The organism is Methylobacterium sp. WL6, from assembly GCF_008040095.1.
In the GTDB taxonomy this organism is placed as follows: domain Bacteria; phylum Pseudomonadota; class Alphaproteobacteria; order Rhizobiales; family Beijerinckiaceae; genus Methylobacterium.
This window is the reverse complement of sequence record NZ_VRVH01000001.1, coordinates 42,462-67,052: the sequence shown is the minus strand read 5'-3', so window position 1 is coordinate 67,052 and position 24,591 is coordinate 42,462. Positions and strand designations below refer to the sequence as shown.

23 protein-coding genes are annotated in these 24,591 nt (G+C 66.2%); 12 read left to right on the top strand and 11 right to left on the bottom strand.

The window, feature by feature from the left end; translation table 11 throughout:
* The first annotated feature begins 301 nt into the window (after nt 1-301).
* Nucleotides 302-1,978, top strand: a complete 1,677-nt coding sequence (locus FV230_RS00320) for a methyl-accepting chemotaxis protein (RefSeq protein ID WP_147840747.1) — start codon at nt 302-304, stop codon at nt 1,976-1,978.
* 446 nt (nt 1,979-2,424) lie between these two features.
* On the opposite strand, the gene FV230_RS00315 is transcribed toward FV230_RS00320, so the two are convergent.
* The 3 genes from FV230_RS00315 to FV230_RS00305 all read right to left on the bottom strand — a co-directional run bounded on the left by FV230_RS00315 (nt 2,425) and on the right by FV230_RS00305 (nt 4,895).
* Nucleotides 2,425-3,093, bottom strand: a complete 669-nt coding sequence (locus tag FV230_RS00315; protein ID WP_187275318.1) for a haloacid dehalogenase type II — start codon at nt 3,091-3,093, stop codon at nt 2,425-2,427.
* A gap of 152 nt (nt 3,094-3,245) precedes the next feature.
* The gene (locus FV230_RS00310; protein ID WP_147840745.1) at nt 3,246-4,388 is read right to left on the bottom strand and encodes an alpha/beta hydrolase; all 1,143 of its coding nucleotides are present in this window, start codon (nt 4,386-4,388) and stop codon (nt 3,246-3,248) included.
* Nucleotides 4,389-4,490: 102 nt separating this feature from the next.
* Nucleotides 4,491-4,895, bottom strand: coding sequence for a 4-oxalocrotonate tautomerase family protein (locus FV230_RS00305; protein WP_147840744.1), 405 nt, complete (start codon nt 4,893-4,895; stop codon nt 4,491-4,493).
* Between the two features lie 110 nt (nt 4,896-5,005).
* Here FV230_RS00305 and FV230_RS00300 point away from each other — a divergent pair, with 110 nt between their 5' ends.
* The 3 genes from FV230_RS00300 to FV230_RS29285 all read left to right on the top strand — a co-directional run bounded on the left by FV230_RS00300 (nt 5,006) and on the right by FV230_RS29285 (nt 8,715).
* Nucleotides 5,006-5,854 carry a LysR family transcriptional regulator gene (locus FV230_RS00300; RefSeq protein ID WP_147840743.1) on the top strand — a complete coding sequence of 283 codons (849 nt, stop codon included), beginning with the start codon at nt 5,006-5,008 and terminating at the stop codon, nt 5,852-5,854.
* A 475-nt stretch (nt 5,855-6,329) separates the two neighbouring features.
* On the top strand, nt 6,330-8,357 hold the full coding sequence (locus FV230_RS30445) for an MFS transporter (protein ID WP_246694672.1): 2,028 nt from the start codon (nt 6,330-6,332) through the stop codon (nt 8,355-8,357).
* A 181-nt stretch (nt 8,358-8,538) separates the two neighbouring features.
* Complete coding sequence (locus tag FV230_RS29285; RefSeq protein ID WP_187275317.1) at nt 8,539-8,715, top strand: hypothetical protein; 177 nt, start codon at nt 8,539-8,541, stop codon at nt 8,713-8,715.
* Nucleotides 8,716-8,747: 32 nt separating this feature from the next.
* Here the strand turns inward: FV230_RS29285 and FV230_RS00285 are convergent, their stop codons facing one another.
* The 3 genes from FV230_RS00285 to FV230_RS00275 all read right to left on the bottom strand — a co-directional run bounded on the left by FV230_RS00285 (nt 8,748) and on the right by FV230_RS00275 (nt 10,038).
* Nucleotides 8,748-9,005 (bottom strand): hypothetical protein, encoded by a 258-nt coding sequence (locus tag FV230_RS00285; protein ID WP_147840742.1) that lies wholly within the window; start codon nt 9,003-9,005, stop codon nt 8,748-8,750.
* Nucleotides 9,005-9,244, bottom strand: a complete 240-nt coding sequence (locus FV230_RS00280) for a PepSY domain-containing protein (protein WP_147729873.1) — start codon at nt 9,242-9,244, stop codon at nt 9,005-9,007. The genes FV230_RS00285 and FV230_RS00280 overlap by 1 nt, the downstream gene beginning before the upstream one ends.
* A 110-nt stretch (nt 9,245-9,354) precedes the next feature.
* A complete protein-coding gene (locus FV230_RS00275; RefSeq protein ID WP_147840740.1) occupies nt 9,355-10,038 on the bottom strand; it encodes an MgtC/SapB family protein in 684 nt (227 codons plus the stop codon).
* A gap of 821 nt (nt 10,039-10,859) precedes the next feature.
* Between FV230_RS00275 and FV230_RS29280 the strand changes: the two genes are divergently transcribed.
* Nucleotides 10,860-11,003, top strand: coding sequence for a hypothetical protein (locus FV230_RS29280; RefSeq protein ID WP_187275316.1), 144 nt, complete (start codon nt 10,860-10,862; stop codon nt 11,001-11,003).
* 345 nt (nt 11,004-11,348) lie between these two features.
* Here the strand turns inward: FV230_RS29280 and FV230_RS00265 are convergent, their stop codons facing one another.
* The gene (locus tag FV230_RS00265; protein ID WP_147840760.1) at nt 11,349-11,753 is read right to left on the bottom strand and encodes a MucR family transcriptional regulator; all 405 of its coding nucleotides are present in this window, start codon (nt 11,751-11,753) and stop codon (nt 11,349-11,351) included.
* 551 nt (nt 11,754-12,304) lie between these two features.
* Between FV230_RS00265 and FV230_RS00260 the strand changes: the two genes are divergently transcribed.
* Complete coding sequence (locus tag FV230_RS00260; RefSeq protein ID WP_147840738.1) at nt 12,305-12,880, top strand: MucR family transcriptional regulator; 576 nt, start codon at nt 12,305-12,307, stop codon at nt 12,878-12,880.
* Between the two features lie 1,636 nt (nt 12,881-14,516).
* On the top strand, nt 14,517-15,482 hold the full coding sequence (locus FV230_RS00250; protein WP_147840737.1) for an IS481 family transposase: 966 nt from the start codon (nt 14,517-14,519) through the stop codon (nt 15,480-15,482).
* Nucleotides 15,483-15,572: 90 nt separating this feature from the next.
* Here the strand turns inward: FV230_RS00250 and FV230_RS00245 are convergent, their stop codons facing one another.
* From FV230_RS00245 to FV230_RS00235, 3 genes are all read right to left on the bottom strand, one after another.
* Nucleotides 15,573-17,726, bottom strand: a complete 2,154-nt coding sequence (locus FV230_RS00245; protein ID WP_147840736.1) for a M48 family metallopeptidase — start codon at nt 17,724-17,726, stop codon at nt 15,573-15,575.
* Nucleotides 17,727-17,782: 56 nt separating this feature from the next.
* Nucleotides 17,783-18,901: a DUF3829 domain-containing protein gene (locus FV230_RS00240; RefSeq protein WP_246694671.1), complete on the bottom strand. Its 1,119-nt coding sequence runs from the start codon at nt 18,899-18,901 to the stop codon at nt 17,783-17,785.
* 212 nt (nt 18,902-19,113) lie between these two features.
* Nucleotides 19,114-19,455 carry a hypothetical protein gene (locus tag FV230_RS00235; RefSeq protein ID WP_147840734.1) on the bottom strand — a complete coding sequence of 114 codons (342 nt, stop codon included), beginning with the start codon at nt 19,453-19,455 and terminating at the stop codon, nt 19,114-19,116.
* A gap of 919 nt (nt 19,456-20,374) precedes the next feature.
* Here FV230_RS00235 and FV230_RS30440 point away from each other — a divergent pair.
* From FV230_RS30440 to FV230_RS00215, 3 genes are all read left to right on the top strand, one after another.
* Entirely contained in the window at nt 20,375-21,133 is a 759-nt protein-coding gene (locus tag FV230_RS30440; RefSeq protein ID WP_246694670.1) for a hypothetical protein, read from the top strand.
* 113 nt (nt 21,134-21,246) lie between these two features.
* Nucleotides 21,247-21,537, top strand: a complete 291-nt coding sequence (locus FV230_RS00220) for a DUF3768 domain-containing protein (RefSeq protein ID WP_147840733.1) — start codon at nt 21,247-21,249, stop codon at nt 21,535-21,537.
* Nucleotides 21,538-21,655: 118 nt separating this feature from the next.
* Nucleotides 21,656-22,213: a hypothetical protein gene (locus FV230_RS00215; protein WP_246694669.1), complete on the top strand. Its 558-nt coding sequence runs from the start codon at nt 21,656-21,658 to the stop codon at nt 22,211-22,213.
* A gap of 8 nt (nt 22,214-22,221) precedes the next feature.
* Here the strand turns inward: FV230_RS00215 and FV230_RS00210 are convergent, their stop codons facing one another.
* Nucleotides 22,222-22,485 carry a helix-turn-helix transcriptional regulator gene (locus tag FV230_RS00210; RefSeq protein ID WP_147840732.1) on the bottom strand — a complete coding sequence of 88 codons (264 nt, stop codon included), beginning with the start codon at nt 22,483-22,485 and terminating at the stop codon, nt 22,222-22,224.
* Between the two features lie 140 nt (nt 22,486-22,625).
* Between FV230_RS00210 and FV230_RS00205 the strand changes: the two genes are divergently transcribed.
* On the top strand, nt 22,626-24,086 hold the full coding sequence (locus FV230_RS00205) for a hypothetical protein (protein WP_147840731.1): 1,461 nt from the start codon (nt 22,626-22,628) through the stop codon (nt 24,084-24,086).
* Nucleotides 24,087-24,109: 23 nt separating this feature from the next.
* Nucleotides 24,110-24,550: a DUF6508 domain-containing protein gene (locus tag FV230_RS00200; protein WP_147840730.1), complete on the top strand. Its 441-nt coding sequence runs from the start codon at nt 24,110-24,112 to the stop codon at nt 24,548-24,550.
* The last annotated feature ends 41 nt before the right edge of the window (nt 24,551-24,591 follow it).

Genomic DNA, 24,591 nt, shown 5'->3' with positions numbered 1-24,591 from the left:
GACGTGCCACCGCGTGATCTCATGGTGGCCGTCAACTATCGACCGGCGCGCCCAAGCGATCTCGATCGTTCAGGTTCGACGCGCAACAATCTTAGCGTTCGACCATTTATCGGTGCGATATTTTTAAATGTAACTGCCAGGCTTGTGAAATATCATTAACTCTCATGCGCGATAGCCTGCAATTCTACCCCAGCGGTCAGGTATCGGCGGTGGCTTCCTACGTCTGGTAGCAAGCGTGTGTGATACGCGCCGAGGTACCATCGTCCTTACTCCGCCCTCGCGCAGTTCTCCGCAGGATCTCATGGCATTCCACGTAGGCACCCGCATACAGCTCATTACCCTGACCGCTCTCGGCGGTATGGCAATGCTCATCGGGCTGGCAGCCTGGGACATGTCTCAGACGGTCACGGACGCGCGAGAGTTGAAGACGCGTGATCTCGTGGAGGCGGCGCAAGGGGTCCTCGCCTATTTTGAAGGCGAGGAGCGCGCCGGCCGGATGAGCCGCGATGCCGCCCAGCACGCGGCGGTAGCGGCTGTTCGTGGCCTACACTACGCGGGCAGCGAGTACTTCTGGATCCAGGACATGCACCCGCGCATGGTGTTGCATCCCAAGGCCGACCTTGTCGGCAAGGATATCACCGACATCGTCGACCCGGCGGGGAAGCACCTGTTCGTGGATGTGGTCGAACGGGTGAAGCAATCGGGCGCGGGCTTCGTCCCATACCAGTGGCCCAAGCCCGGTATGGATCAACCGGTGGCGAAGATTTCCTACGTAAAAGGCTTCGCGCCTTGGGGATGGATCATCGGATCGGGCATCTACGCGGACGACACGGCGGCGCAAATGCGGCCGACCTTGATGCGTCTGCTCGGCGGCGCGGCCATCGTTGCGGTGATGATCGGTCTTCTCGCGACAATTATAGGCCGGAGCGTGGTGCGGCCGGTGCGGGCCATGACGGCGTTCATGACCGGTCTCGCCGCGGGGGACTTGAGCAAAGAGGTGCCGGCCAAGGAACGTCGCGACGAGATCGGTGCGATGGCTGCCGCCGTCCAGGTGTTTAAGGACAACCTGATCCGGACTCGCGCTATCGAAGCGGAGACCGCGCAGGGCGATCTAGCGGCGGAGGCGCAGCGCAAGGCCGGGATGCGCCAGATGGCCGACGACTTCGAAGCGGCGGTGGGTGGCATCGTCGGGATGGTGTCGTCCTCGGCGACCGAGCTGCAGGCCACCGCCCGGGCCCTGACCGCGACGGCGACCGAGACGGCGTGCCAGTCCACCATGGTGGCGACGGCCGCCGAGGAGGCCGGCACCAACGTCACCACGGTGGCGGCGGCAGCCGAAGAACTCGGCGCGTCCGTGCTGGAGATCGGGCGCCAGGTCGGCGGCTCGGCGGCGCTCGCCCACGCTGCAGTGCAGGAGGCCGACCAGACCGGCACCCTGGTGCAGGCACTGAGCGCTGCGGTCTCGCGCATCGGCGACGTGGTCGGGCTGATCTCGAACATCGCCGGGCAGACCAACCTGCTGGCCCTCAACGCCACCATCGAGGCGGCACGCGCAGGCGCCGCCGGCAAGGGCTTCGCCGTCGTAGCGGCGGAGGTGAAGGCGCTGGCCGAGCAGACGGCCAAGGCCACGAGCGAGATCTCGGGCCAGATCGCGCAGATCCAGACCTCGACTGGTCAGGCGGTCGCTTCGATCGGCGGCATGACCGGGCGCATCCGCCAGATCAGCGACGTGGCGACCTCGATCGCGGCGGCGGTGGAGCAGCAGGGCGCGGCGACGCAGGAGATCGTGCGCAACGTCAGCCAGGCGGCTGTGGGCACGGCGGAGGTGACCGGCAACATCACCGGCGTGGCGGCCGCGGCCGAGGAGACCGGCGCGGCGGCGACCCAGGTGCTCGGCGCGGCGTCCGAGCTGTCGCGTCAGTCCGAGCACCTCGCGGCGGAAGTCGACCACTTCCTCGCTACCGTCAGAGCCGCCTGAGGTAGAACCTCACGACTCAGGTGCTACGGCCGACGTTCAATCCCGACTTCAACGTCCGCTTCTGCTCCTTCTCGGCGCAGAAGCGGACGGGCGGCTTCCCACCCCAAGCCGCCATTCGGCTACCGACCCAACCCCGCCGCCGTGACTGCCGACGGCGCTTCTCCAACGTGGCCGTTCGTCAGCCCTCCGGCAAATTCGGCTTGGGACGGAAAGCCGCTGTTCGGCGTCTGATCGCCGCACGACGGCTTCGCGCCATCAGCGGAGCTTCAGTTGCAATCATGCGAATGCCCGCTTGGAGCCCGCCGAAGGGCGAGCGAGACGATAGCGGCGAGCATCCGGCGGCGCGAGAGATCGTGCATTATGCCTCGATGCACTCCTTCGAGGGGGCGCAACGGCCGGTTTCGGCCGAGGCGCGATGTCGGCTCGACGCCGGAGACCTACCGTCCTTAATCGTGCTGGCGGCTCGTTCGGATCAGGTCATCAACCAAGCTCGAAAAGTCCGCCGCGATTATGTCCGGCTTCTTGCCCAGGCCTATCGGGGCGTTCCCTGGCCTGAGCACCAGCGCCGTCCGGTATCCGGCGGCGGCGGCGCCCAACGTGTCGAAGGCATGGCAGGAGACGAGCCAGAGGTCCGACGGGGCGACGCCCAGCGCGGTCGCGAGCGCGGCGTAGCTCTCGCGGGCCGGCTTGTAGCGGCGCACCCGGTCGTCGATGCTGTGAATCCCGGCGAAATGTTCGCGGATTCCGGCATGGGTCAGCTGGGCTTCCACGCCGTCGCTCGGCGTGTTGCTGAGCGTGACGAGGTGGAACCCCGCTGCCGCCAGATCGGCCAGCGCCTTCGGCGTGTCGGCATAGGTCGGCATCGCGCCGGACAATCGCTTCAACGCCTCGATGTCGGCCGGTTCGACCTCGCGGCCCCTGGCCTCGGCGAGCATCCTGAGGACGGCCAGGCCGACCGTGCTGGATTCGACGTAGGCCCCCGACAGCGTTAGCGCCTCGGCGTAGAGGATCACCTGATCGAACCAGGTTCGCAGCATGTCGGCCGTGCCGAAGATGCGCACGAAAACGGGCGAGAGCACGCTGAGGTCCAGCAAGGTCTCGGTCACGTCGAACACGACGGTCGGCCCGGCGGCGCCGGATGCGGGAGACACGTCTCGATCGGCCATGGATGTAGCTCCGACGTCGAGGCAGGGGATCGACGAGAGGGCGACGCCAGCCAGGACCGCTCGGCGGTCCAGGCCGGCACGGATGGGACGGTCTGACCGGATCACGGTGTGCTCCCCTGTCCCCGGAGGAAGTCGAGGAGCCCGGCGGTGAAGCGCTCGGGCTGCTCTTGCTGGACCCAGTGGCCAGCGCCGTCGATGAGATTGACGCCCGCCATCCGGGGATAAGTGGAGCGCATGCGCTCCAGCGCGCCGGGCTTGCGGTAGGTCCCCCAATCGGCCTTGCCGGAGAGGAACAGGGTCGGTACCTCGATCGTCCGGCCGGAGAACAGCGCGATCTCCGCCTGACCGATCGGCCCGGTGTGGCAGCGGAACCAGTTAAGCGCGCCCTGAAGACCCGTGCGCCGGAACGCCCGCGCGTAGAGGTCGAGGTCGGCATCCGGCAACCATGGATTGGCCGCTGCCTGCTCCGGTCTCGGCGCGTCGGGGAGGACGGTCGCCGCCATGCCGAGCGCGCGATCCATGATGTAGTAGTGTGGAAGTGTCGCGAGTTCCTCGGCGGAGCCGCTGGTCAGCGGATGTGGGTGGTTGCCCGGCCAATCGGCGCTCTTCACGTGGAAGTAGGCCCGCAGGAAAGCGTGCAGCCCCTGCGGCGGATAGAGCATGTCGGCCTCCGCCTCGGGCGAGGCGAAGAACGCCATGCTGTCCTTACGCGGGCGCGGCAGCGCGGCCAGTGCTTCCGCGAGCGACGGGCCGGGTGGGTTCGCCGCATGGTCGGCATCGTCGAAGGGGAGCGCGGGCGGCCCGTCGAACGGGAAGCTGACCATTACCAGGGACCGGAACACGTCCGGGCGGACGAGGGCCGCGTAGGCCGCGACCATCGACCCGAAATCGTGGCCGACGACCGCCGCGAAGCGGTAGCCCAGCGCCGAGACGATCCGCAGGGCGTCGGTGGCGTAGGCATGGGTGCGGAAAGCGGCGGGGTCTCCTTCAGCATCCCAGCCCGTCGTGCCGCCGTAGCCGCGCTGGTCGGGGGCGACGGCGTGGAAACCGGCCTGCGCCAGAGCCGGCATCACCTTGCGCCAGCTCCAGGCCATCTCGGGAAAGCCGTGGAGCAGAAGGACGAGGGGGCGGCCAGGCGTCTCGAACCCGGCCTCCAGGATGCGCACGCTCATCCCCTCGATGTCGTGCAGGCGGCGCTGGCGCAGGCCAGGCAGCGTCGGGTAGTCCTTGGTCGATCCGGACATGGAGGGTTCTCCGCGTAGAGGTGGGAGGGGAGTGCCCGCCGTCAGGGCGAGCGCGGCGACGCCCGCGAAGGTGTCGCGTCGGCTGAGGAGGCGCATCGGGCGTCAACCCGGATGGGACGCGGCCCAGCGGCCGTTCTGGGTGCGCCCGCCATAGCCATAGGCGTCGCCATCGGCGGCGTGGACGAGCACGTAACACTCCTCGTGCAGCCGCCCGAGCAGGGCCTCCATGCCCTCGAACGCCGCTTTCACGAAGGCCGCCGTCTCGTCCTTGGTGTTGGTGCCGGTCGTGATCTTGAAGTCCATCCAGAAGGCCGAGAGACCCTCGTCGGTCGGGTTCCTGTCGCCGATGAACCAGCCCTTGGGGTCGGCCTCCTCGATCAACATGGCGGTGACGCTCCGGTCCTTGCCGAGCTTCTCGGCACCCAGCCGCGAAGCAAGTTCGGCGATGCGGGCGCGCAGCTCGGGGCGGGGCGTGGGGGTGACGTAGCGGACGATGATCATCGGCATGGAGGCCTCCTGCGTTTGGTGCCGGGTGTTGGTCGCAGAGGGAATTTGGCCGTTGCCCCATCAATGTGGAACGCTATGTTTTGCTGTCGTTATCATAGTGAATTGGCATCATGCTCGACCTTGCTTCGGTGCGTCTGTTCATCCTCGCGGTCGAGTTCGAAAATTTCTCGCGGGCAGCGGAGGCGGCGGGCACGGTGCAGCCGGTGGTTAGTGCCCGCATCAAGGCACTTGAGACGGCACTGGGCCGCAAGCTCCTGGAGCGCACGCCCCGCTTCGTGCGCCCGACCGAGGACGGGCTGGCCTTTCTCGCCAAGGCCCGCGCGCTGATGGCTGCGCACGACGAGGCGATGCACTTCGACGACGAACCCACCCTGCGCTTCGTCATCGGCGCGAGCGACCACGCGCTTGGGACGGGACTGGAGCACGTGATCCGGCACGTGCGCGCCGCGATCCCCAAGCGCAGCGCGGTCGAACTGCGCCTCGGCCTGTCGCAGCAGGTGCGATCATCGTTCGACGAAGGCGAGCTCGACGCCGTCATCATTCGGCGCGAGGCCGGCGGCGCGGATGGCGAAGTGCTGGGGCTCGATCCCCTCGGCTGGCGCTCCCTCGAGGACGACATCGTCGCGCCGGATCGGCCTATCCCCCTCGTCACCCTCGGGCCCACCTGCGGGGTCCGCTCAATGGCGGTGCGCCATCTCGATGCTGCGCATCGCCCCTGGCGCGAGGCTTTCATCGGCGGCTCCTGCAGCGCGCTGGTCGCCGCGGTGCGGGCGGGGCTCGGCATCGCCCCGATGGGGGCGATCGCCTCCGGCCGCATGAGCGATGTCGGCGCGCGCTACGACCTTCCCGTCCTGCCGCCCTCGGAGATCGTGATGTTCGCCCGCGCACCTTCGCCCGCGGCCGGAGCCGCCGCACGGGCGCTCGCGGCGGCGGTCCAGTCGATGCTGCGGGGGACGTGATTGGGAAAGCCTCCGAGACATCGAGGCGATGGGGGGCAGTCGAGGCCCGCGCGCATCTCCATGCGCAGGGCGACCTGCGCCCGGATCGCCTCTGCAGCACTGTGCGCGACGGGTGTGTAGATGAGCAGGCCGAGGTCGGGCCGCCCATCGACCGAGAAGGAGGCGTATTCGAGTTCGATCTCGCCGAACGTCGGATAACGCAGCCGTTTGACCCCCTCTATGTCCGCTTCGATGCATCTGCCGCCCGGAAGCGGACCGGCAGAAATCCACCCTTCTCGGCCGTAGGGCATTGCCTCACCGAGCCGCCGACAAGCAGACATTCCCAGCTTCTGCAAAGGGTGGCAACCGGACCCTGCCCCTTCGTTCCGAAGCAGACGTTCCGCCTCCGATCCAATCCGGTCATGCGTACATAGGGTCCGCCTACTTCGGTTCAGTCCTGCAACGCCCTAGCTTGGCAGGAAAGGGAGCCAAACACGTGGATCAGGACATCGGTGAAGGACAAGGGCAGCCACCCGCTTCGAGCCAACGCTCCGTCTCCAAGTCGCTCGACCTGCTCAACCTGTTGCTGATCGACGTGAACGGGGCGATCAAACCCTACCTCAACGTCTACCTCTACGTGCATCGCGGTTGGGACGACGCCTCGGTCGGGCTGGTGAGCACGGTGGCGGGCATCGTCGGCATCGTGGCGCAAACGCCCATCGGGACCGCCATCGACGCAGTCCGCGACAAGCGCGTGATCCTGCTCGGTGCCCTGGTCGCGCTCTCCCTGGCCACTCTCCTCATCGCGCTCTTTCCAAACTTCTGGCCCGTGCTCGTCGCCTCCTGCGTTCTCGCGGCGGTCGGCGGCATGCTCAGCCCAGCCGTAGCGGCGCTCACCCTCGGCCTGTTCCCCGCCGGGAAGCTGGCCCGACGTTTCGGCCGCAACGCCGCCCTGGAGCGTACCGGGAACGTCGCCATCGCCACGCTGATCGGCCTCGTCGGTTGGCTGTTCCCAGACCGGGCGGTGTTCCTCCTGGTGCCCGCCTGCGCCATCGTCTCGGCGGCGGCCCTCTTCGCCATCCCCCGTCGGGCAATCGATGCGCGCCGGGCCCGCGGTGGCGGTGAGGGCGAAGCGGAAGACGCACCCGCCGGGTGGCGGTCGCTGCTGACCAACCGGCCGCTCGTGGTCTTCGCCGCATGCGTTGGGCTGTTCCACTTCGCCAACGCGCCGCTTCTGACCCTCGTGGCGCAGGAAATCGGGCGCGCGCGCCCGGACTGGTCGTCCGTCATCGTCTCAGTCTGCATCATCGGCGCCCAGGCGGTGATGGTGCCGATGGGGCTCATTGTCGGCCGCCGTGCCGAACGCTGGGGGCGCAAGCCCCTCCTCGTGATCGGCTTTGCCGCGCTGCCTGTTCGGGCCTTGCTCTACCTCACCTGGCGCGACCCATACTGGCTGATCGCGGTCCAGTGCCTCGACGGCATCGGCGCCGGACTGCTCAGCGCGATGAAGCCCCTGGTGATGGCCGACATTACCCGTGGGACCGGCCGCTACAACGCCGCCCACGGTCTGATCGGAACCGTGCAGGGCGCGGGCGCCTCCCTGTCCTTCGTGATCGCCGGAACCTTGGTGCAGACGGCGGGGTTCGACGCAGCCTATCTCGCCTGTGCCGCCGCCGCCGCGGTCGCCCTCGCGGTGTTGGTGATGCTGATGCCCGAAACCGCTTCCGAGGAGCCCCTTGGCGGACCGGCGGCGTGGTTGCAGGCGATACTGCGAGCAGAACGTAAGGAGGGGTCAGTGATACATCACGTTTCCGGCATGGGCCGCCGCCGGCGGGCCGCAGCGTTCGCGGTGTTCCTGTCTCTCGCTCCGCCTGCCGCCGCCGACACGCTGCACAGCACCTACCTCGACCCGGCGACGATAGCGTTGCCACGTGTCCTGCCCCCGCCGCCCGCGCCAGGTTCGGAGCCGTCCAGGGCCGACATGCAGGCGGTCGAGGCGGCCGTCGGCGCCCGCTCTTCCGAGGATGAACGACGCATCACGGCGAACCTCCCGTGCACGCTCGACCGCTTCAGCGGTGTTCTGGGTCCGGCCTTCACCGCGGAGACGATGCCGGTCACCGCCGGGCTGATCGAGCGCGTGTTCCAGGATGGCGAGCTGATCGTGCTGGCGGCCAAAAACGCCATCACACGGCCGCGCCCCTACACGCTGAAGCCCGATCTCGCCACGTTCGGCCACCGCTCCGCCAGCACGTCCTACCCAAGCGGTCACGCGACGTTCGGGTATCTCGCTGCCACGGTGCTATCGCATCTCGTGCCGGATAAACGCCAGGCGCTGTTTGCCTTCGCAAGCTCGTATGGGGCCAACCGCATGATCGCGGGCACGCACTTCCCGTCCGATCTCGAAGCAGGAAAGATCGCGGCGGCCGTCATCGCTGAGGCGTTGTTCCGCGATCCACGCTTCCAACAGGACCTAGCGCGAGCCGCTGTGGAAGTCGCGGCCCAGGACACGTCAACCAGTCGGTGAGCGGGAGGCCTCGCAGCTGCTGCATCACGAACGCGGGAGGCAGATGGTAGGGCAAATGCCGCCGCCTAATTGTGGTGGCCGGTGCTTCACCGCGCAAAAGCGCAGACGCATGACGCCTTCGTAATCATCCCGGAGACAAGATCCACGACTCCCGACCACCCTGACAGCAGGAGATCCGACGATGCACCACGTCACCAAGGAGAGAACCGCCGATGGGCACTTCATGGTCAAGGTCGCCGGCCGCGCTGTCACGGAGGCCTGTGAGAAGCGGCAAGCCAAGAGGCTTGTCCGGACGATCCGGGGCTTGCGGCGTCTGAAGAAGGCAAAGAAGCAAGCGAGCGCTCGGCACGGGTACTGAACGCGCGCCGCCTCGACGGAGCGGCGGGACGCTCATACGAGCCGCAACTCGCCCGCCTTGAGGCCGAGGCGTCGGATGAGGTCCCGGTAGAGGGCACCGACGACCTCGATCCCCAAGCCATCGGTCGTCAGTCCGTCCAACTGCGCGAGTGCGGCCTCGGCGGAAGCGGCTACTACGGCGTAGATACGAGGCGCCTCGCGCTTATGGCGCACGGCGATCAGGTACGCCGTGCGCTTGCCTTTCTTGCCGGTCTGGACCTCTCCGGAGGCGGGGGGCGGGACCTTATCCATCAATCCTTGTCGGGCTTTTCCTTGGTGATGGCGCCCGTCTTGGGATCGACGTGGAACTCCATCTTCACGCCGTTCTTCAGGCCCTCGCCCTCCCAGTGCCCGTCATCGGCCTCCAACTCGGTGATGCTGGAGTAGCCGGCGTCCATCAGCTTCTGCTTGACCTGCTCGGCGGGGATCCAGTCCGCCCCCGGCTTGTCCTTCTTGGCCATGGCAGGGCCGGCGAGACCCACCGTCAACATGAGAGCAACGGGTGCAAGCGTCCTGAATTTCATTAGCCGTCTCCATTTTTACGATGCCGAACAACGGCTCGTATGGACAGTGGTTGCGCGCCCGCCGGCCTATCAGATGACTACAGATGACCCTCGACGTTCTCGACGCTCGTCACACCTGGGCGCGCTCGCAGTCCCTGAGCAATCTCCGCCACCGACTGATTTGATAGCCGCGCAAACGAGATCAGGATCTCGTCCTGCGCCGGATCGGCGGCACGCTGCACGACGAACTGGCGGATGCGCGAGGCACGCTGCCCGGCGATCCCCTGCAGGGTATCGAACGTGATCGTACCCGGCTCTGCCAGCACCCGTAGCGGTTGGACACGCTGCCGGTTGTGATAGCGCTCTTGAAGGGGCTTCAATCCGGCAAGGATCGCCAGGAGGATGACGGTCGTCGCGATGCCGGCGACGTACAGGCCGCTGCCGACCGCGAGGCCGATGGCCGCGACCGCCCAGAGGCTCGCTGCCGTTGTGAGCCCTTTGACCACCTCGCCGCGAAGCAGGATCGTCCCAGCTCCAAGAAACCCCACGCCTGAGACGACCTGCGCTGCGATACGTGAAGGATCGAGGACGACATTGTGCGTGCTGAGCGCATCGCTGAAACCGAAGGCCGAAACGATGACGATGAGGCAGGCGCCGACCCCGACGAGCATGTGCGTTCGCAGGCCTGCGGCCCAGAGCAATCGCTCGCGCTCAATCCCTATCAGGCCGCTGAGGATGGCGGCGAGCATCAAGCGGCTCAGAATTTCCAGATGGCCGATCATGTTTCCCGCCGCACACGCCGAATGTCCTTGGGACGATCCTGTGCCGGGATCACACGGTCAAGCATGCGACGGCCACGGTTTCAGATAAGCGCGGCAGCTATTCGGAAAGCACCCGTCAAAGCTGACAACCGAAAATCTAACCCGGCGCGGACTTGGGTCATACTCTGCCAGCATGTCGTGAAGCGGACCTTCCCAAGGTCCGCGATGGGTCGCAACCGGGCACTGCGACGATGTCCTCTTCCCTGCATCGCTGCCCAAAGCGGATCAGCTGAATTCCACCCTTAGCCGCCCTTCACTGTCGAGCGGAGTGCCGGAAACTGCGGCGAGGGCGTCAGGCTCGATCCGTTCGCTGCGCTTGACATCCTGACGCACGGTGCGGGGAGCGCCCGGTGGCCTGCGCCGTGGCGTAGGCAAAAGAGGAGTGGCAAACTTCGCCACTCCTAAGTGTGCTGTTTTTTTCCGTGCGCCGTCTCTAGGCGCATTCGGTGCGGTGCAATGCTTAACGCCGGCCTTGCACTTTAATAGATTGTTAAGCACCGCCTGTGTGTAGCCCTATAAAACTTCTAACGATGTATGAACAGGGCTATCTTCGATGATCGATGTAGGAGATCGTTAAGCATCAGAGACGGAGACGAGTGATGCGTTAAGCAGCTGAAGACATTGGCTTTATCCTCAAGCTTGCTCTCATGGTCTTCATAGGCCAGGGCCTGATGATGCTGGTCCACTGACCGGCCCACAACTTCGCCACCTTCGGGGCGCTGCCTTAACGGCAGAACCGGCGCCGCTTCATTGCAGGCGCTGCATGCACCGGAGCCCTACCCATGCTGAAGATCGTCGGCGCCATCCTCACCGTCGCAGCCGTTGTCGCGATCGGAGGTCTGGTGCAGCTGCCGGTGCGGGCCGTTAGAGTCGTTCGTGGCCTTGTTGGGCGCACCCCCGCGGTCGCACAGATCACGGCCCGCTGACAGAGCGGGCGCCCCGTAGGGGGGACCTCCGTCGATGAGATGCCTTCGCCTGATAGAGCATTGGCGAGGACCCCAGGAGCGACGACGAAGCAACGATGACAGAAGCAGCCGGTACCCAACCGCCAGGCCATCCGCTCGATCCTGCGAAGGCGCCTGTGCCTCCGGCCGAGAGCGCCGGACCGACTTCCCCCGGTCTTCCCGATCCGCAGCCGGACCATCCTTCTGAAAGCGGCGGCTACGACGAGAAGCCGCCGTCGACCGGCTCTGGGAACGCCAAGGGCAGGTATGGAGCTGGTTGAGGCCCCCAAGCCCGCCGCTGGATCGCGGCGGGCTTCTGTAGGTCGCTCAGGCGGCTATACGGCCTGGCCGGCCGAGGCCGATGTTCTTCGCGAGGGCGGAGCGGGCCTCGGAGTAAGCGGCAGCCGTCATGGGATAGTCGACCGGCAGGCCGAACTTCGCTCGATAGCTGTTTGGGTCTAGGCCGTGCTTCGTCAGATGGCGCTTGAGCGTCTTATAGGCCTTGCCGTCGATGAAGCTGACCAAGCCGTCAGGCCGGACCGACTTCTTAATCTGCGCTGCGGTCGGCTGCTCGACCTCTTCGGCCGGGGCGTTAGCACGATCGGCGGCTGTCCCGTTCGCGATGTCGTTGAGCGCCGCATGAACGGTGCGGATCAGAGCGGGAAGCTCGGTTGCTGGTACGCGGTTGTTCGAAACGTAAGCAGCTACCAGTTCGGCTGCCATTGTGAGCATATCGGGGTTCAACCCCAGGTTTTCTTCCGTCACTTCAATTGTCCTGTGTGTACGCTACCGGCGTGAAATTTACCGATCTCTCATCCGGATCAAGGCATGACTCGCACAAGATCGCGCGAGCCTGCTGTGATCTGTACGCATGGTCGAGGGACATGGTTTCGCGGAAGAGTGGGCCGGTGCGTCCCCATGGGCGGCCCCGGCTACTTGTGGATAACGACGGCGCCTATTTCCACGACAGGCTATCGAGGCCCACGGTGGCTCGAACGACTCCGAAGCTCAGCGCCAAGCCGGCTTGGAGGCTCAACACCAAGCGGTCCTCGTATTGAGCGCCGTCGGCTGCGGCAGGAACAGTCAACAGGTCTTCTACAGCAGCCTGCAGCGGGGATAGAAGCCTTGGACGCTCGAGCGGTCCGGGGTTTCTATTCCCCGCTAAACCTCATGTTGAAGCATAGCAACAAACTTTTTCATCCGCTTTTTTCATCCAGTAGTGTGTTTTTCCCTGGATATGCCTTGACGATCAACCTTGTTCGGCAGAGCAATAGATCCACTCAATGAAAGGGATCGCCGTGGCCGACCAAGCCGAAGCCCAACCGAACAATTTCATCGAACTCGCTGCCGACCTCGTCGCGGCTTATGTCTCGAACAACAACGTGCCGGTGTCGGAGCTACCCAAGGTTATCGTCGGCGTGCACGCGGCCTTGGCGGGTCTTGCCAACGGGGCGCCCGCCGAGCCCGCGGGCCCCGAGAAGCCGACGCCGGCACAGATCCGCAAGTCGGTCACGCCCGACGCGCTGATCTCCTTCCTCGACGGCAAGCCCTACAAAACGCTGAAGCGCCACCTGACCGTGGCCGGCCTAACGTTGGGGGAGTACCGCGCACGCTACGGCTTGCCTTCGGACTACCCGTCGACCGCCGCAAGCTACTCCGCTCAGCGGTCCGAGCTTGCTCGATCCCTCGGCCTCGGTCAGCAACGGAAAAAGGCGGCTCCCAAGGCTGCCGCAGCCGACGAAACAGTCTCCGAGGCGCCCAAGACCCGCGGTAGGAAGCCCCAGGCCGCTAAGGCCCCTGAGGCGGCTCCGAAGGCCCGCGGGCGGAAAAAGGTTGAGAAGGTCGCCGAGACGGCCTGAGGCCACTTAGCGCCCCGTTCCAGCACACTACGGCATCCGGTGCGGTGACACGTTCCTAATGCTGCCTCGCCATCCTGCACCCGGGCCAAGTTGCGTATCGGCCTACCGCCGGTGAGATAGTCGACCTCCCCCGCCAGCCCGTGATCGGATCGGGCGGCGGGGTCGAGCCGGTCAATGCGTGGTCAGGCAGCCCTACTCCGCTGCTGTCGAGATAAGCCTCGTCCGCCGCGGATGCCTTCCCTCTGCATTTAAGCGGGCCAGGGTCCGCCGCGTGGCGGAGATGGCCTCGGCGAAATCCTCTGAAAGCTCACCTCGGTGTGCCAACGCTTCAAGGCGACGAATAGCGGCCATGTCGGACGCGTTGACCCTGCCGGGCTGAGCCTGGATCGATCGCATCAGCGTACGCGCCAGCTCTTGGGTCAGCTCAAGCGCTCTACCAAAATCGGTCGTATTGTCGTTCATAGCTGACCTGCGATCATCAAGGCTCTTTTCTTCATATATATTGCTGCAATCTGAAACGAATAGATAGGTTTACGAGGCTTTTGGTATAGTGATTTCACGAAGTTTTGTTATTAACATTTACGTCAACATGGAGTTGCACGAATGCCCTAAATTTCACGGATGGTGAGTGCGCGAATGCTAACCCTTGCTGGAAGATATTGAATATCTGGGCAGAAATAAGTATTGTTCCGCCTATCATTCCGTGTCATAAGGCCGTTAGTTCGAGAGCGGGCGTACCTTTGCCGCTCAGGATTGATGCCATGCAGACCCTGGGATTGTCCGACTCGCACGAGCGCGGACCGGTGACTGATCGTCGTGCCGTAGCTCTCGCCAATGCCCTGTGGTTTCGCGCTTTGGCCTAGCGCGCGCTCCGCGATGGCGCCCCAAGGCTGAACTGCGCGCGGCCAATGCCCGAGCGACGGCCCGCATCGTGCTGCGTCACGCAAGGCGGGAGGCTTTAGTTCGTCAGCTCGTGCTCGACGCCGGAGCGGTCGAAGCATAGGCGTCCGACCTGTGGTTCAGTGCTGACACCCGAGCTTCTCACCGGATCGAGCGCCAAAGCCGCTCAGGACGTTTGAAGCTTTTTGCCTGTCTGATCATCGCCAGATACACCACGCGGCGTGAACGCAACCACGTTCCCACCGGACTGCCTCGCGGAAGGCGCGCTCGAAGTTGCGGGCATCTCAGCAGCCTTTTTCCGCCGTTCGATCGATTGGCCGATCGCGCTTTTTACCGACGACGCGTATCCCCGCCGAGACAGCCATTTTAGGTGAGCGACACCGTTCATCATTCAAAGCCTGATCTGTTCATTAGCGGCGTGAGTAACGCACCAACGTCAGGAACAGACCAGAACCTTATTGTCTGAGCGTCCTAATCTTTTGTCTCTACGTCTCATTTTTAAGAACATCCGTGAACGGCTTCGATATCACGTGCCGCCCGGATGCGTTGTAGACCTCAACCGTCCAAGTCGACCAATTGCGCCGAGGGCTGCCAAGCATCAGGTCCAGCGCCACCCGCTCAGCACGCACCCGCATCATCTCCCCGTCGCCAGCCAGTGACGGCTCTCCGCTAGCTGTGCAGTCCCGAGGTGTGGTGGCATCAGTTTCGCTGAGGTCGCTGCATTCCGGGAGGCGTTATGGGACAGGTTCTTCACGGCTGCGCCACGACCACGCACGCGGTCAGAGCAGCGCTACAGCGATCGAAAGCTCCGCTCAAAGATCTTGCCGCCCAGCACGGACTGAACCCCAAGACAGTCGCGAAGTGGCATAAGCGAGCCTTCGTTCATGACGCGGCGATGGGACCGAAGACGCCGCACTCTACCGTGCTCACGACCGAGGAAGAGGCGGTGATCGTCGCCTTCCGCCGGCACACCCTCTTGCCGCTCGACGACTGCCTCTACACGCTGCAGGCCACCATCCCGCACCTGACCCGCTCGTCGCTGCATCGCTGCCTGCAACGCCATGGAATCAGCCGGTTACCCGAGGTCGGCGGCGATAAGCCCGGCAAGCAAGCGTTCAAGGGCTACCCGATCGGCTTCTTCCACATCGACATCGCGGAGGTTCGCACCGGCGAAGGCAAGCTGTACCTCTGGGTGGCCATCGACAGGACGTCCAAATACGCCTTTGCCCAGCGGCACGAACGCGCTGATCGACCCGTGGCCTGCGCTTTCCTGGAGGCACTCATCGAGGCCTGTCCTTACCGCCTGCACATCATCCTGACCGACAACGGCGTCCAGTTCGCCGAGCTGCCCAAGAACCGTCGCGGCCCGACCGCCCTGTACCGCGTCAACCGCTTCGACCAGATCTGCCGGGCACACGACATCGAGCATCGGCTCACCAAGCCAAACCACCCATGGACCAATGGTCAGGTCGAGCGCATGAACCGGACCCTCAAGGAGGCGACGGTCAAGCGCTACCATTACGACACCCACGATCAGATGCGGGAACACCTCGCCGCCTTCCTGGATGCCTACAACTTCGCTCGGCGGCTCAAGACCCTACGCGGCCTTACTCCGTATGAAACGATCTGCCGGGCCTGGGCAGACAATCCAGACCGCTTCAGAGACGATCCAATCCATCTCACCTCGGGACTGCACAGCTAGCCCGATCAGGAATGCCGCGAAGAATAGGGCGACGGGCCACAAGCGGCGTTGAACCAGCGCTTGGAAAGACGTTTGCCGGTGGCCAAGCGATCAGAGCCCTGTATGTGCCGCTGACAGGTGCACGCGGGCGCGAGAGGCCGCGAGATAGCGTCCGACCAGCACGGCGAAGGCGTCGGGCTTCAGGCCGCGCGCGCCCAGAGACTGCACGCTGACGTGACGTCGCCGTCGGCTAACACGGGCCTGCGAAAACAGGCGCTTGGCCCTCGGCAGCGCGGCGTCCGGCGCGAGTGCCAGCGTCAAGGTGAGCCGCTTGCCGTGCGTGACCTGGAAGTCCGCCACATCCTGCCACGCGACCGCGCCGTCGAGCAGCGGCGACCGCAGCACGTCCGGCGTCAGCACCAGCAGCGGCGTCCGGCCGCGTCGATGCACGTGTGCGGCGACGATGCCTGCCAAAGCGACACCCGCCGCGGCGACGGCGGCGAGGATCTGCTGGGCCAACGCATCGTGCGCGATGCCGAGTGCGCGGGGGTACAGCAGCAGGCCGGCGCCGGCCCCGGCGGAGAGGAGCGCTAGGATGCCCATCGTCCAGACCATCGGCGCACCATTCTCGTGCACCAGCGTCTCCTCGACTGGCACTGCCGCCGCGGTCTCCTCCAGGTATAGCCGCTCGGCAGCCCGGTGCTCCCGTGCCCCGGTGAGGAAGTCCGCGCTGAGCCAGCGGCACAGGCCAGCCCAGTCCGCGACCAGGGCGGCCGGCCAGTCACGGTCCCCTACGGTCAGCGGCCGGGCGGCGCGAGCGAACAGCTCGGCGTCGAGCGGAACGCCGAGCGCCGCGATCCGCTGCCGATCGGGCGGGTGGGTGTCGGTGGGATGCGCCTGACGGTCGTCGAGGTGCGCCCCCGGGTCGGGGAAGCCGGCAGCGGGGATTGCGTCGAGTACGCCCGCGACAAGATCGTCGGGCGCCGCGTCTGGCTCGCCGTAGGCGGATGCGAGCATCTCGCCCACCACCGGGCCGAGGACGCCAACGCGCAGCAGAGCGGAGGCTGCGGTTGGTGCCCCAGAGACCTGGGCACCGCGCCGGTCGGCCTCGGACTCACGCGCCCGGCTCCAACGCGCCACCGCCGCGTCGAAGGTGCCGAGGCTGCGATGGCCGACATAGGCGGCTGGGCGAGCGAGTAGGTTTCCGGGGCCGACATTGCCCAGCGCGGTCAGCGCGCGATGTAGGCCGGCATAGATCGGGGTGAAGCGCCGGCTATAGGCGGTGTCTTCGCCCGCGAAGTGTGCGAGTTCGTGCCCGATCACCGCGGAAAGCTCGCGCCCGTCAAGCACGCCGAGATAGGGGACCGGTAGGTACAGCGTGCGCCCAGTCAGCGTTCGCGCGTCTGGACCCAGGCGCACGGCGGACTCTGTGACGAAGAAGCCACCGGTCAAGCCGACGACCACCGCGTCGGGGACCAGCGCGTCCCCGCGCCCGGCGAGCTCGCGCACAAGGCGCCACAGGCCCGGTGCATCGGCCTCATCGAGGACGCGGCCGCGTACGTCGATGGGCTCGGGGGTGAACAGCGCGAACACCCCGCGCAGGCCGCGGACCGCCGCGACCGCGGCCCAGGCCGCCAAGGCGGCGATGACCAGCGCGCCGAGCAGCAGCTTGGCTTCGCCGGCCGAGAACCGCTGCGTGAACCACAGCCCGGTGGCCTCGAACAGAGCGGCCGCGAGCACCGCGAGGCTCAAGCCCACGATCTGCAGTCCAAGCAGCACCGGCAGCACGCGGCGCACGAGGTCAAAACTGGCGAGCAAGGCGTCGCGCGAGCGCCGCGCCCACAGGCCCGCGGCTCCGCCGCCGGCCAGCGCGACGAGACCGGTCAGCAGTGCGAGCAGCGCGCCGCCGAGCGTCGCGTACGGCACCCACGCGCGAGCCCGGGCCAGCGGCAGGTCGCGTGTGGCCGCGGCCAGCGCCTCCTGAGCTTTGTCGGCGGCCAGTGCCGCCCCGTAGGCGGTGCGCCCGCCTTCGAAACGGACTGAGGCGTAGGGATCTGTCGCCGCCAGCAGCCGCAGTTGGACGACGGAGACCGGCAGCTCAACCAGTCGCCGCGTATAGCTCTCGGCGCTCGCCAGCCCGCGCTCGACCTCCCAAGCCCCGAGCCCGCCGAGCAATGCCGGAACGCCGACGACCCAGGCGACGAGCCAGACGACGGGAGGAAGCCGGCGATTGCCGCGGCGGTCCTGATGAAGCGGCATGATCATCTGCCCCTCGGCGTTCGATTGTCGGTGGCCGCCAGCCTGCGTTGTGCCAGCGTCGGTCAGCTCGGCCGCACCCTATTCTCGTATCGCTGGCAGGATTCGAGATCGCGCACCGAGCGGTTGTAAGCCTCGTTGAACAGCCGCGCCGGCTGGCTCGGGTCACCTTTCGCCTTGATGTCTCGCGCGACGTCGCGGCCGTGGCCGATCACGCTCGCCACCGTGTCCGCGTATCCGGTGCACGACGAATTCGCTTTGGGGTTCATGCCGTCGAACGCTGCCCCGAGCTGTCGATTCGCGGTCGACACGTCGCTGAGAGCGGCCAGGAACGGGGCGGTATCGGACCTTGGCGCCAGGGCCTCGAAGCGCTGCACTGCCCGGCGTAGCGCCAAGCTGGTGGCGAGCAGTCGGCGTGCTGGGGCGTCCTCCGCCAGCGACGCCATCCGCCGCTCGTCCCGGGTGAGCTCGCGCTCGAACAGGGCGGTGCCGTAGACGTCCATCGCCTTGGCGGCGGCTTCGACCTTGGGCACGAGGATCGGATGCTGTTCGCGGGCGAACTTGTAGCCGTCCTCCTTGAACTCTCGCGTGGTCTGATAGCGGGTCAGCGCCTTCAGTACCGGGTTGAGCTCGCGCAAGGCTGCGAGCAGCCGGGTGGCCTGGGAGTCGACCTCGGGAATGGTCCCCGGCAGGGCGGTCGCTTTGTCCAGTTCGTCGATTACCCCGTCAAAGTCGACGATGCCGAAATGGTACCAGGCGTTGGCACCCAGCTTCGTGCCGAGCTTGAGCACGCGCTCGTTGTCGCGTCGGTAGTCGGCGAGCTGTCGTTCCAGGGGATGGGAACGCACGAGGTGGTTCTGCACCTCGGTGTAGGCGTTCACCTTCGCCACCTCCTGCATCTCGGGGCTTGGCGGGGGTAGGGTGGCGCGCACGGCCCCCCGGGCCGGCGCTTGTGCCGAGGCCGCGGGTGGCGCGGCCTGCAGCAGAGCCTGGGAGGCCGGCGGCGGAGCGGGGAAGTCGCACCTGAAGGCGTCGACCATGCTCTTACGCACGGCCTCATGGGCCTGCGCGCACTGGTAGGCGACCGTCGGGCGGGCGGCCGTGTTGCGGCTGATGGCGTCGCGGAAGCTCTCGCGCAGCGTGCCGATGCCTTGCCGAATGTTGGGGCGGGCGGCCTCCGGCACGCCAGGGCTTGCTGCGCACTGAGCGTAGGCATCTAGAAAGGCGTCGCAGCTCTCAACATCCACAGGCGTCACCGGTGTCACGGCCGTGGCGGGCGTAGCCATCACTACGGTGAGACAGGCCACGAGGAACCGACTGGGTCTCTCCGCACGCTCACAGCTGCCACGCGGCATGCTCATCTCCTCAACTGTATGGCTGGTTGGGGGCGTCAGATTCAGAGATTGCGCAGAGCAAGCAATGGGACGAGCGCGGCAAGCGCGACTGGCACGGACCAGTACTGCACCGGTACCCAGAACAGCGCGTGTCGACGGCGGAGAAGAACGCGTTCGCTCGTGGCCGGATCAATGAGTTCGCGCGGCGCCCTGCCGTTCAGGCGCCGACCGACGATCCAATTGGCGGCTGCGGCCGCGAACAACCCGAGGCTAATGGCGAGAAAGGTGAGTTCGGGGTGACCGAGGGCCCGAAGCGCCAACCCGCCCACCGCCCCGACCGCGACCGCCGTGCCGACCATGACGGGGATGACCACGATCCCCCAACCTGACCAGATGAACAGCATCAACACCGCCTAAGTTCTACCCGAAGCCTCCAGCCGAGGGGGCGAAGAGACATGCATCGCACGGGACGGCGATTCGGCAGCGCCTTGTGGGGGCGCTCGGCTTCCTCTTGGGCGTGGGAATGAGGCGCCGCTGTGTTCACGGCGTCGTGAACTGATCAGAATAAGCGTTGAGCGTGATTTCTGGTCTGCAGGATTAGGCTGTGCTGTTTTTCCATCACGGCGTGCGGGTACGGTGGCCACGGCGGCGTGGCTCATCTGCGTCGGCTTCGCGCCGCTCATCGCCATGCTGGTGGCGAGCACCTTAGGGTTGATTGCAGTGGGTGCTTCCCTCCTCCCCCGGTGCAGTCTGCACGCTTGTAGCGCAGGCGCTTAACCGTTGGGGCTGTGCATCGTAGTGGCTCGAAGCTCCTGCTACGTGACAGTACCATCTTGGCGTGGCAGCACGTGATGCACAGGCCATCTACTCTGTCTGCTTCACACCACCGACCGCCAGAAACCAGACGGACAGCTTTCGGCCAACTCCAGCCGCACGAAGCTGGCCCGCTCAATGTCCGCTTCCGGACATCCCCTCGGGGACCCGAAATGACTGGGTTGGGTCGAGAGCAGCATGTCTGCTTCCGTGGCGACGGCCAACTCTTGTTCATGGCGCAGAACAGTCGGTGTTTCAATGACCACCATAAATTTATAGGATTTAAATCTTGACAACGCTGTAGTTTGTACTACGCTGATGCTGTCGACTGGCGAACCGTTGCATCGCTTCGGTGCCAGCCGATACGCATCGAGGAAGCGCGCCTTGCATCGGCGATCACGAGCACCGCGGTACCGACCGCCATCGTGCGCCAGCCGGCGCCCGCCCCTCACCAGCACCTCCACGGAAGGCCCCCATCACGGGGGCCTTCGTCGTTTCAGGAGCCCAAAAATGGCGATCCATTTCATTCCAGCCCCAGCCCCCGACTCCATGCCTGTCGCCGAGAGCCCACTGACCCCTCAACCACCGGTCCTGGTGCTGTTTGGTCGCAATCGCAGCGGCAAGCCCTGTGCCGCTTGGTTCGATGGCAATCAGGCCGAGGCAGCCACCGCTCTAGCGGTCACAATGAAGCTGCGCGTGTTGCCGGTCGCTGACGACGATCAGCGTGCCCTCGCGCTGCAGCTTGCCCACGGCCGCATCCTGCCGAGTGGCAAGGCTCACGTGCCGGGCGCTCGCCGGGATCTCTACGGTCGCCTCGTCGCGCTGGCCGGCGACCAGGCAGGCCTCAGCATCACCGAGCGCCCCGAAGAGAGGCGTGAACCGGTCGGCGAGCTGGATGCCTCCTTCGCCGAGCCACTTCCGCCAGCCAAAGGTGGTGAAGCCGAACAGCCGGCTGTTCCCACCGAAGCAGCACCGCCCATAGCGGACGTGGCAAGCATGGTGCCGACGGTCGCAACGGCAGACGCTCCTCCGAAGCCTCGGCCCGGGGATGGTCTTTTCATCGGGGAGGTCCGGCCAACCGAGCGCGAGCAGATCGGGCTCGGCAGCATCGTGCTGGCCCAGGAGGGACCTGACGAGGGCTGGTGGGAGGCCGAGGTCATCGGCTGCAACGGCCGGGTCTTCTCGATGCGCTGGCGGGACTACCCGCTCGAACCTTCGATTTCGCGGCCGGTCAGCCAGCTCGCATTGCTCCCGCCCGGCGAGGGCTGACTGCGGCGGCCGTCGCGCCCGGGTCAGGCATCGCCCGCCCGGGCGCCCAAGCGCGACGCTTACGCGTCCACCGCGACAGACCAACCCTCCCTTCTCATTCCCTGAGGCTTTCCATGACCGACATCCTCGATGTGGGGCGCGTTGCTGCGCTCAATGACATCCTGCGCCGCTCGCTCGCCGGCGGTACCCTCGTCCTCACCGCCGGCGTCGTCGCGCTCGGCCGCGAGCGGCAGCAGGTCATCCTCGACGCGATCGCCGCCTTCGACCGCTTCGAGCCCGACAACGACCCGTATGGCGAGCACGACTTCGGCGCGGTGGAAGCCGCTGGCGAACGCATCTTCTGGAAGATCGACCGCTTCGACGGCGATCGGGTCCTCACCATCCTGCTCGCGCAGGAGTACTGAGGTGGACTGGCCCGAAGATGCCTTGCCCAACGCGGCTCAGCCACTGGCCCGGGGATCACCGGCCCGCCGGCGCTTACTCGCCCTTCTCAGCGGCCTGCCGGCACTGGTGAGAGAGGGGATGGGTGCCGAGCAGCCCTCATCGAAGGCAGCTTCCCTCGACCCCGTCGCCGATCCGATACCGCGGCTTTTCGCGGAGTTTCACGCGCTACTAGACCGGCACGAGGCCGCGCTGGCGCGCTGCGACCGGATCGAGGCGACACTCCTCGACCAGATGGACTACCCGCGGGTGCCGTTGCCCCCTGATTGGGAAGGAACGCGTCGTCATGCTGCCGACGCGCTGACCATCGCTCAAGCCGTTCTTCCAGGCCGCCATCAGCGTCGCCTGCAGCGGGTTCTGGAGCGCCGGCAGAGGCGCTGGGACGGGGCGGCCCAAAGAACCGGTCTGATCGCCGCCCAGGGGCAGCAGGCGGCCCTCGATGCAGCCGTCCTCGACCGGGCTGACGGGCTGCTCGCGACCCCCGCCAGAACCCTCGACGCGGTGGCGCTGAAGCTCGGCGTCCTGCTCTGCACGCAGGAGCCCAGCCCGTCCGCGTGCGGCCTCTCGCCATGGCGCGAACTGCGACTGATCCTCGTGGATCTCCGGGGCCTAGCGGCCCATGCGGCGGCCGACCGGTGACAGGGCAGCTACGGCTTTCGCTTACGCCCGGCCCGCAGCGGCAGCGGCTTCGGTGCGTCGGCGGCAGGCTCCGTCAGCAACGTCGCAACCGGGACGGACAAGGCGGCCGCCATCGCTTCCAGCGTGGTGATGGTCACGTTCTCCGAGCCGCGCTCGACGCGGCCGACATAGGCTCGGTCGATGCCGGCAGCCAACGCCAACCGCTCCTGCGACAGCCCGCATTCCACCCGCAGCCGCCGCAGGTTCCAGCCAATGATCGTCCGCGCGTCCATCGCGCGAGACAGCCCGATCCACGGCTTGACAATCGACGGACCATTAGTCCCTCATTTTGTCAACGTAAGGATGTCGCGAGCGACCTCGCCGGACGCATCCCCACCACGCGACAAGCAAAATATCGAACCGGGAGAACAGCGTGATCCACACAGCCAAGGTAGTGATTTTGCCGATGCTCGGCGCCGCGGTGGTCGCAACCATCGGCAGCTACAGCTCGGTTAAGGCCCAGTCGGGTTCGGTCAGTATGACGCTACCCACCTGCGAAGCGTATCAGCGGGAGCGCCCGCGCGGCGGACCATGGGAGCAGCTGTCAGGCTTGTTCGGCCTGTCGATCTATCGCTGGACAGAAACGGATTACGGCCGCTACCGCACTTTCCTCCTCGACTGCAAACGGAGCCTGCCGGGCTTCCGCGAGGACACAACGGCGCGGGATTGGGAAGGGACGACGGAGAAGAGCGTCGCCGGTCTGAAGAGCTACACCGGCTTCCTGAACCAGCTGCGCGAGCCGATGGCGAACCGGTACGGGCCGGGGCCGCGAACGGATGAGCCCGACCACACGCTCGTGCTTCAAACGCTGTCCTGCGACCGGTTCAACCGGCAGACTGTCAATGCCTGGCCGCGTGGCGGAGCACCGGACTACGGACCGGACGCCCCCTTCTCGGTGCCGCTCGCCGGCTGGACGTACGAGGTCTGGCGCGCCTTCGAGAACCGGGTCAAGAACTGCGTGCAGTTGCCCGCCCCGGAGGCAGAGACAGAGCGGGACTGGCTGCACACGCTGGTGTTCGGGCAGGAGGTCCAAAACGAGGCTGGCATCCGGCAGGCGCAGCAGGACGCCATCGGCGCCAAAGCCAAGCTGGCGGGAATTCTCGCACGCGCGACGGAAGCGGATGGCTTGACCGCGGCCGACGACATCACGCTCAAACTGAAGGCGGTCGAGGCCTTGGAAGCGAGCGGGCCGAAGCTCGGGCGAGCCGAAGCCGAACAGGTCACGGCCGCGAAGGACCGCATCCTGGCCAAGCTGCGGGCGGCACGGGCAGGGGAAGCCGAAGCCTGGGAGCGTGATCGGCCGGCACGAGAAGCTCGGGCGCGCACGCAGGAACAGGATGCCGCCGATCTTCAACGCCGGAACCGGAACCGTGAAGTCGAAGCTGCCGGCGAGCGCGAGCGGACGGCACGGATCGAAGCGGATCGGCAGGCGGAGGTCCGGGCACAGGCCGAACGGCAGGCCGCCGAGGCGGACAAGCAGCGGCAACGCGATGACGCCAAGCGCGTCGCGGAGCAGCAGGTAAAGGAAAAGGCAGACGCCGAATTCTTGGCTCGGAACCAGCGCGAGGAGGAAGCGGCATTGGCAGTCGACCCCTGCAACAAGGTCGCCGTGCGTCGCCAGATGATGGATGCCGCCAACGCGATAGACCTTTCGCAGTTCAGGGGCCAGAAACTGCTCGATCTGACGCGCGGGCGCACGCTCCCGGCCGAGCCGAACGTGACGCGATCGTGTCTGTTCATCGCGGATTGGTCGTCGGGCCAGCGCGGGCTCGTGACGATCACGGTGCGTAAGAACTCGTTCGGGGACAATTTGATCGAGGTTCGGCCGTTTTAAGCGCATCGGTTGAGGAGAGGGTCATGAAGGAGACCCTGGAGCGCCGGAGAGCACGGCTCGTGGCGCTCGCCCAGCACATCCCTGCGTTCGCAGATCCCGCCGCCCCGGCGGGCGAATGGTACCATCCGGACGCCGAGCCCGGCACCTTCTCGGCGCCATCGTTTTTGCCAAATGCCGAAGCCGAACGGTTCGTGGCGGACTGCTACGCCTATGACTGGGTGTTGAGCGGCTTCGACTGGGCGGCCTGGGCGCAGACCGCCGAGGCGCAGCGCCTACGCAACGACCCATCCCAACTCGCCGGCGCCAACGAACACCAGCTCGCCCAGCTGCTTACGGTGTTCATCCGCCAAGATCGCTTCGTCGAGGGTGCACTCGCGACGGCCTTCGAGAGCGGACTGATCTTGGGTATTCTTCAACGTACGAAACAGCTCACCAAGCGGAAAGATAAGCCCGCTGCACGCTAGAGCTTGAGCAGTTCGCAGAGGGACGTTGTAAGTCAGCGTAA

What these genes read in the sequence shown, in the direction of transcription:
- FV230_RS00320 (WP_147840747.1), top strand. Translation starts at nt 302, where the DNA reads ATGGCATTCCACGTAGGCACCCGCATACAGCTCATTACCCTGACCGCT.
- FV230_RS00310 (WP_147840745.1), bottom strand. Translation starts at nt 4,388, where the DNA reads ATGTCCGGATCGACCAAGGACTACCCGACGCTGCCTGGCCTGCGCCAG.
- FV230_RS00305 (WP_147840744.1), bottom strand. Translation starts at nt 4,895, where the DNA reads ATGCCGATGATCATCGTCCGCTACGTCACCCCCACGCCCCGCCCCGAG.
- FV230_RS00300 (WP_147840743.1), top strand. Translation starts at nt 5,006, where the DNA reads ATGCTCGACCTTGCTTCGGTGCGTCTGTTCATCCTCGCGGTCGAGTTC.
- FV230_RS29285 (WP_187275317.1), top strand. Translation starts at nt 8,539, where the DNA reads ATGCACCACGTCACCAAGGAGAGAACCGCCGATGGGCACTTCATGGTC.
- FV230_RS00285 (WP_147840742.1), bottom strand. Translation starts at nt 9,005, where the DNA reads ATGGATAAGGTCCCGCCCCCCGCCTCCGGAGAGGTCCAGACCGGCAAG.
- FV230_RS00280 (WP_147729873.1), bottom strand. Translation starts at nt 9,244, where the DNA reads ATGTTGACGGTGGGTCTCGCCGGCCCTGCCATGGCCAAGAAGGACAAG.
- FV230_RS00275 (WP_147840740.1), bottom strand. Translation starts at nt 10,038, where the DNA reads ATGATCGGCCATCTGGAAATTCTGAGCCGCTTGATGCTCGCCGCCATC.
- FV230_RS29280 (WP_187275316.1), top strand. Translation starts at nt 10,860, where the DNA reads ATGCTGAAGATCGTCGGCGCCATCCTCACCGTCGCAGCCGTTGTCGCG.
- FV230_RS00265 (WP_147840760.1), bottom strand. Translation starts at nt 11,753, where the DNA reads ATGCTCACAATGGCAGCCGAACTGGTAGCTGCTTACGTTTCGAACAAC.
- FV230_RS00260 (WP_147840738.1), top strand. Translation starts at nt 12,305, where the DNA reads ATGAAAGGGATCGCCGTGGCCGACCAAGCCGAAGCCCAACCGAACAAT.
- FV230_RS00250 (WP_147840737.1), top strand. Translation starts at nt 14,517, where the DNA reads ATGGGACAGGTTCTTCACGGCTGCGCCACGACCACGCACGCGGTCAGA.
- FV230_RS00245 (WP_147840736.1), bottom strand. Translation starts at nt 17,726, where the DNA reads ATGATCATGCCGCTTCATCAGGACCGCCGCGGCAATCGCCGGCTTCCT.
- FV230_RS00235 (WP_147840734.1), bottom strand. Translation starts at nt 19,455, where the DNA reads ATGCTGTTCATCTGGTCAGGTTGGGGGATCGTGGTCATCCCCGTCATG.
- FV230_RS30440 (WP_246694670.1), top strand. Translation starts at nt 20,375, where the DNA reads ATGGCGATCCATTTCATTCCAGCCCCAGCCCCCGACTCCATGCCTGTC.
- FV230_RS00220 (WP_147840733.1), top strand. Translation starts at nt 21,247, where the DNA reads ATGACCGACATCCTCGATGTGGGGCGCGTTGCTGCGCTCAATGACATC.
- FV230_RS00215 (WP_246694669.1), top strand. Translation starts at nt 21,656, where the DNA reads ATGGGTGCCGAGCAGCCCTCATCGAAGGCAGCTTCCCTCGACCCCGTC.
- FV230_RS00210 (WP_147840732.1), bottom strand. Translation starts at nt 22,485, where the DNA reads ATGGACGCGCGGACGATCATTGGCTGGAACCTGCGGCGGCTGCGGGTG.
- FV230_RS00200 (WP_147840730.1), top strand. Translation starts at nt 24,110, where the DNA reads ATGAAGGAGACCCTGGAGCGCCGGAGAGCACGGCTCGTGGCGCTCGCC.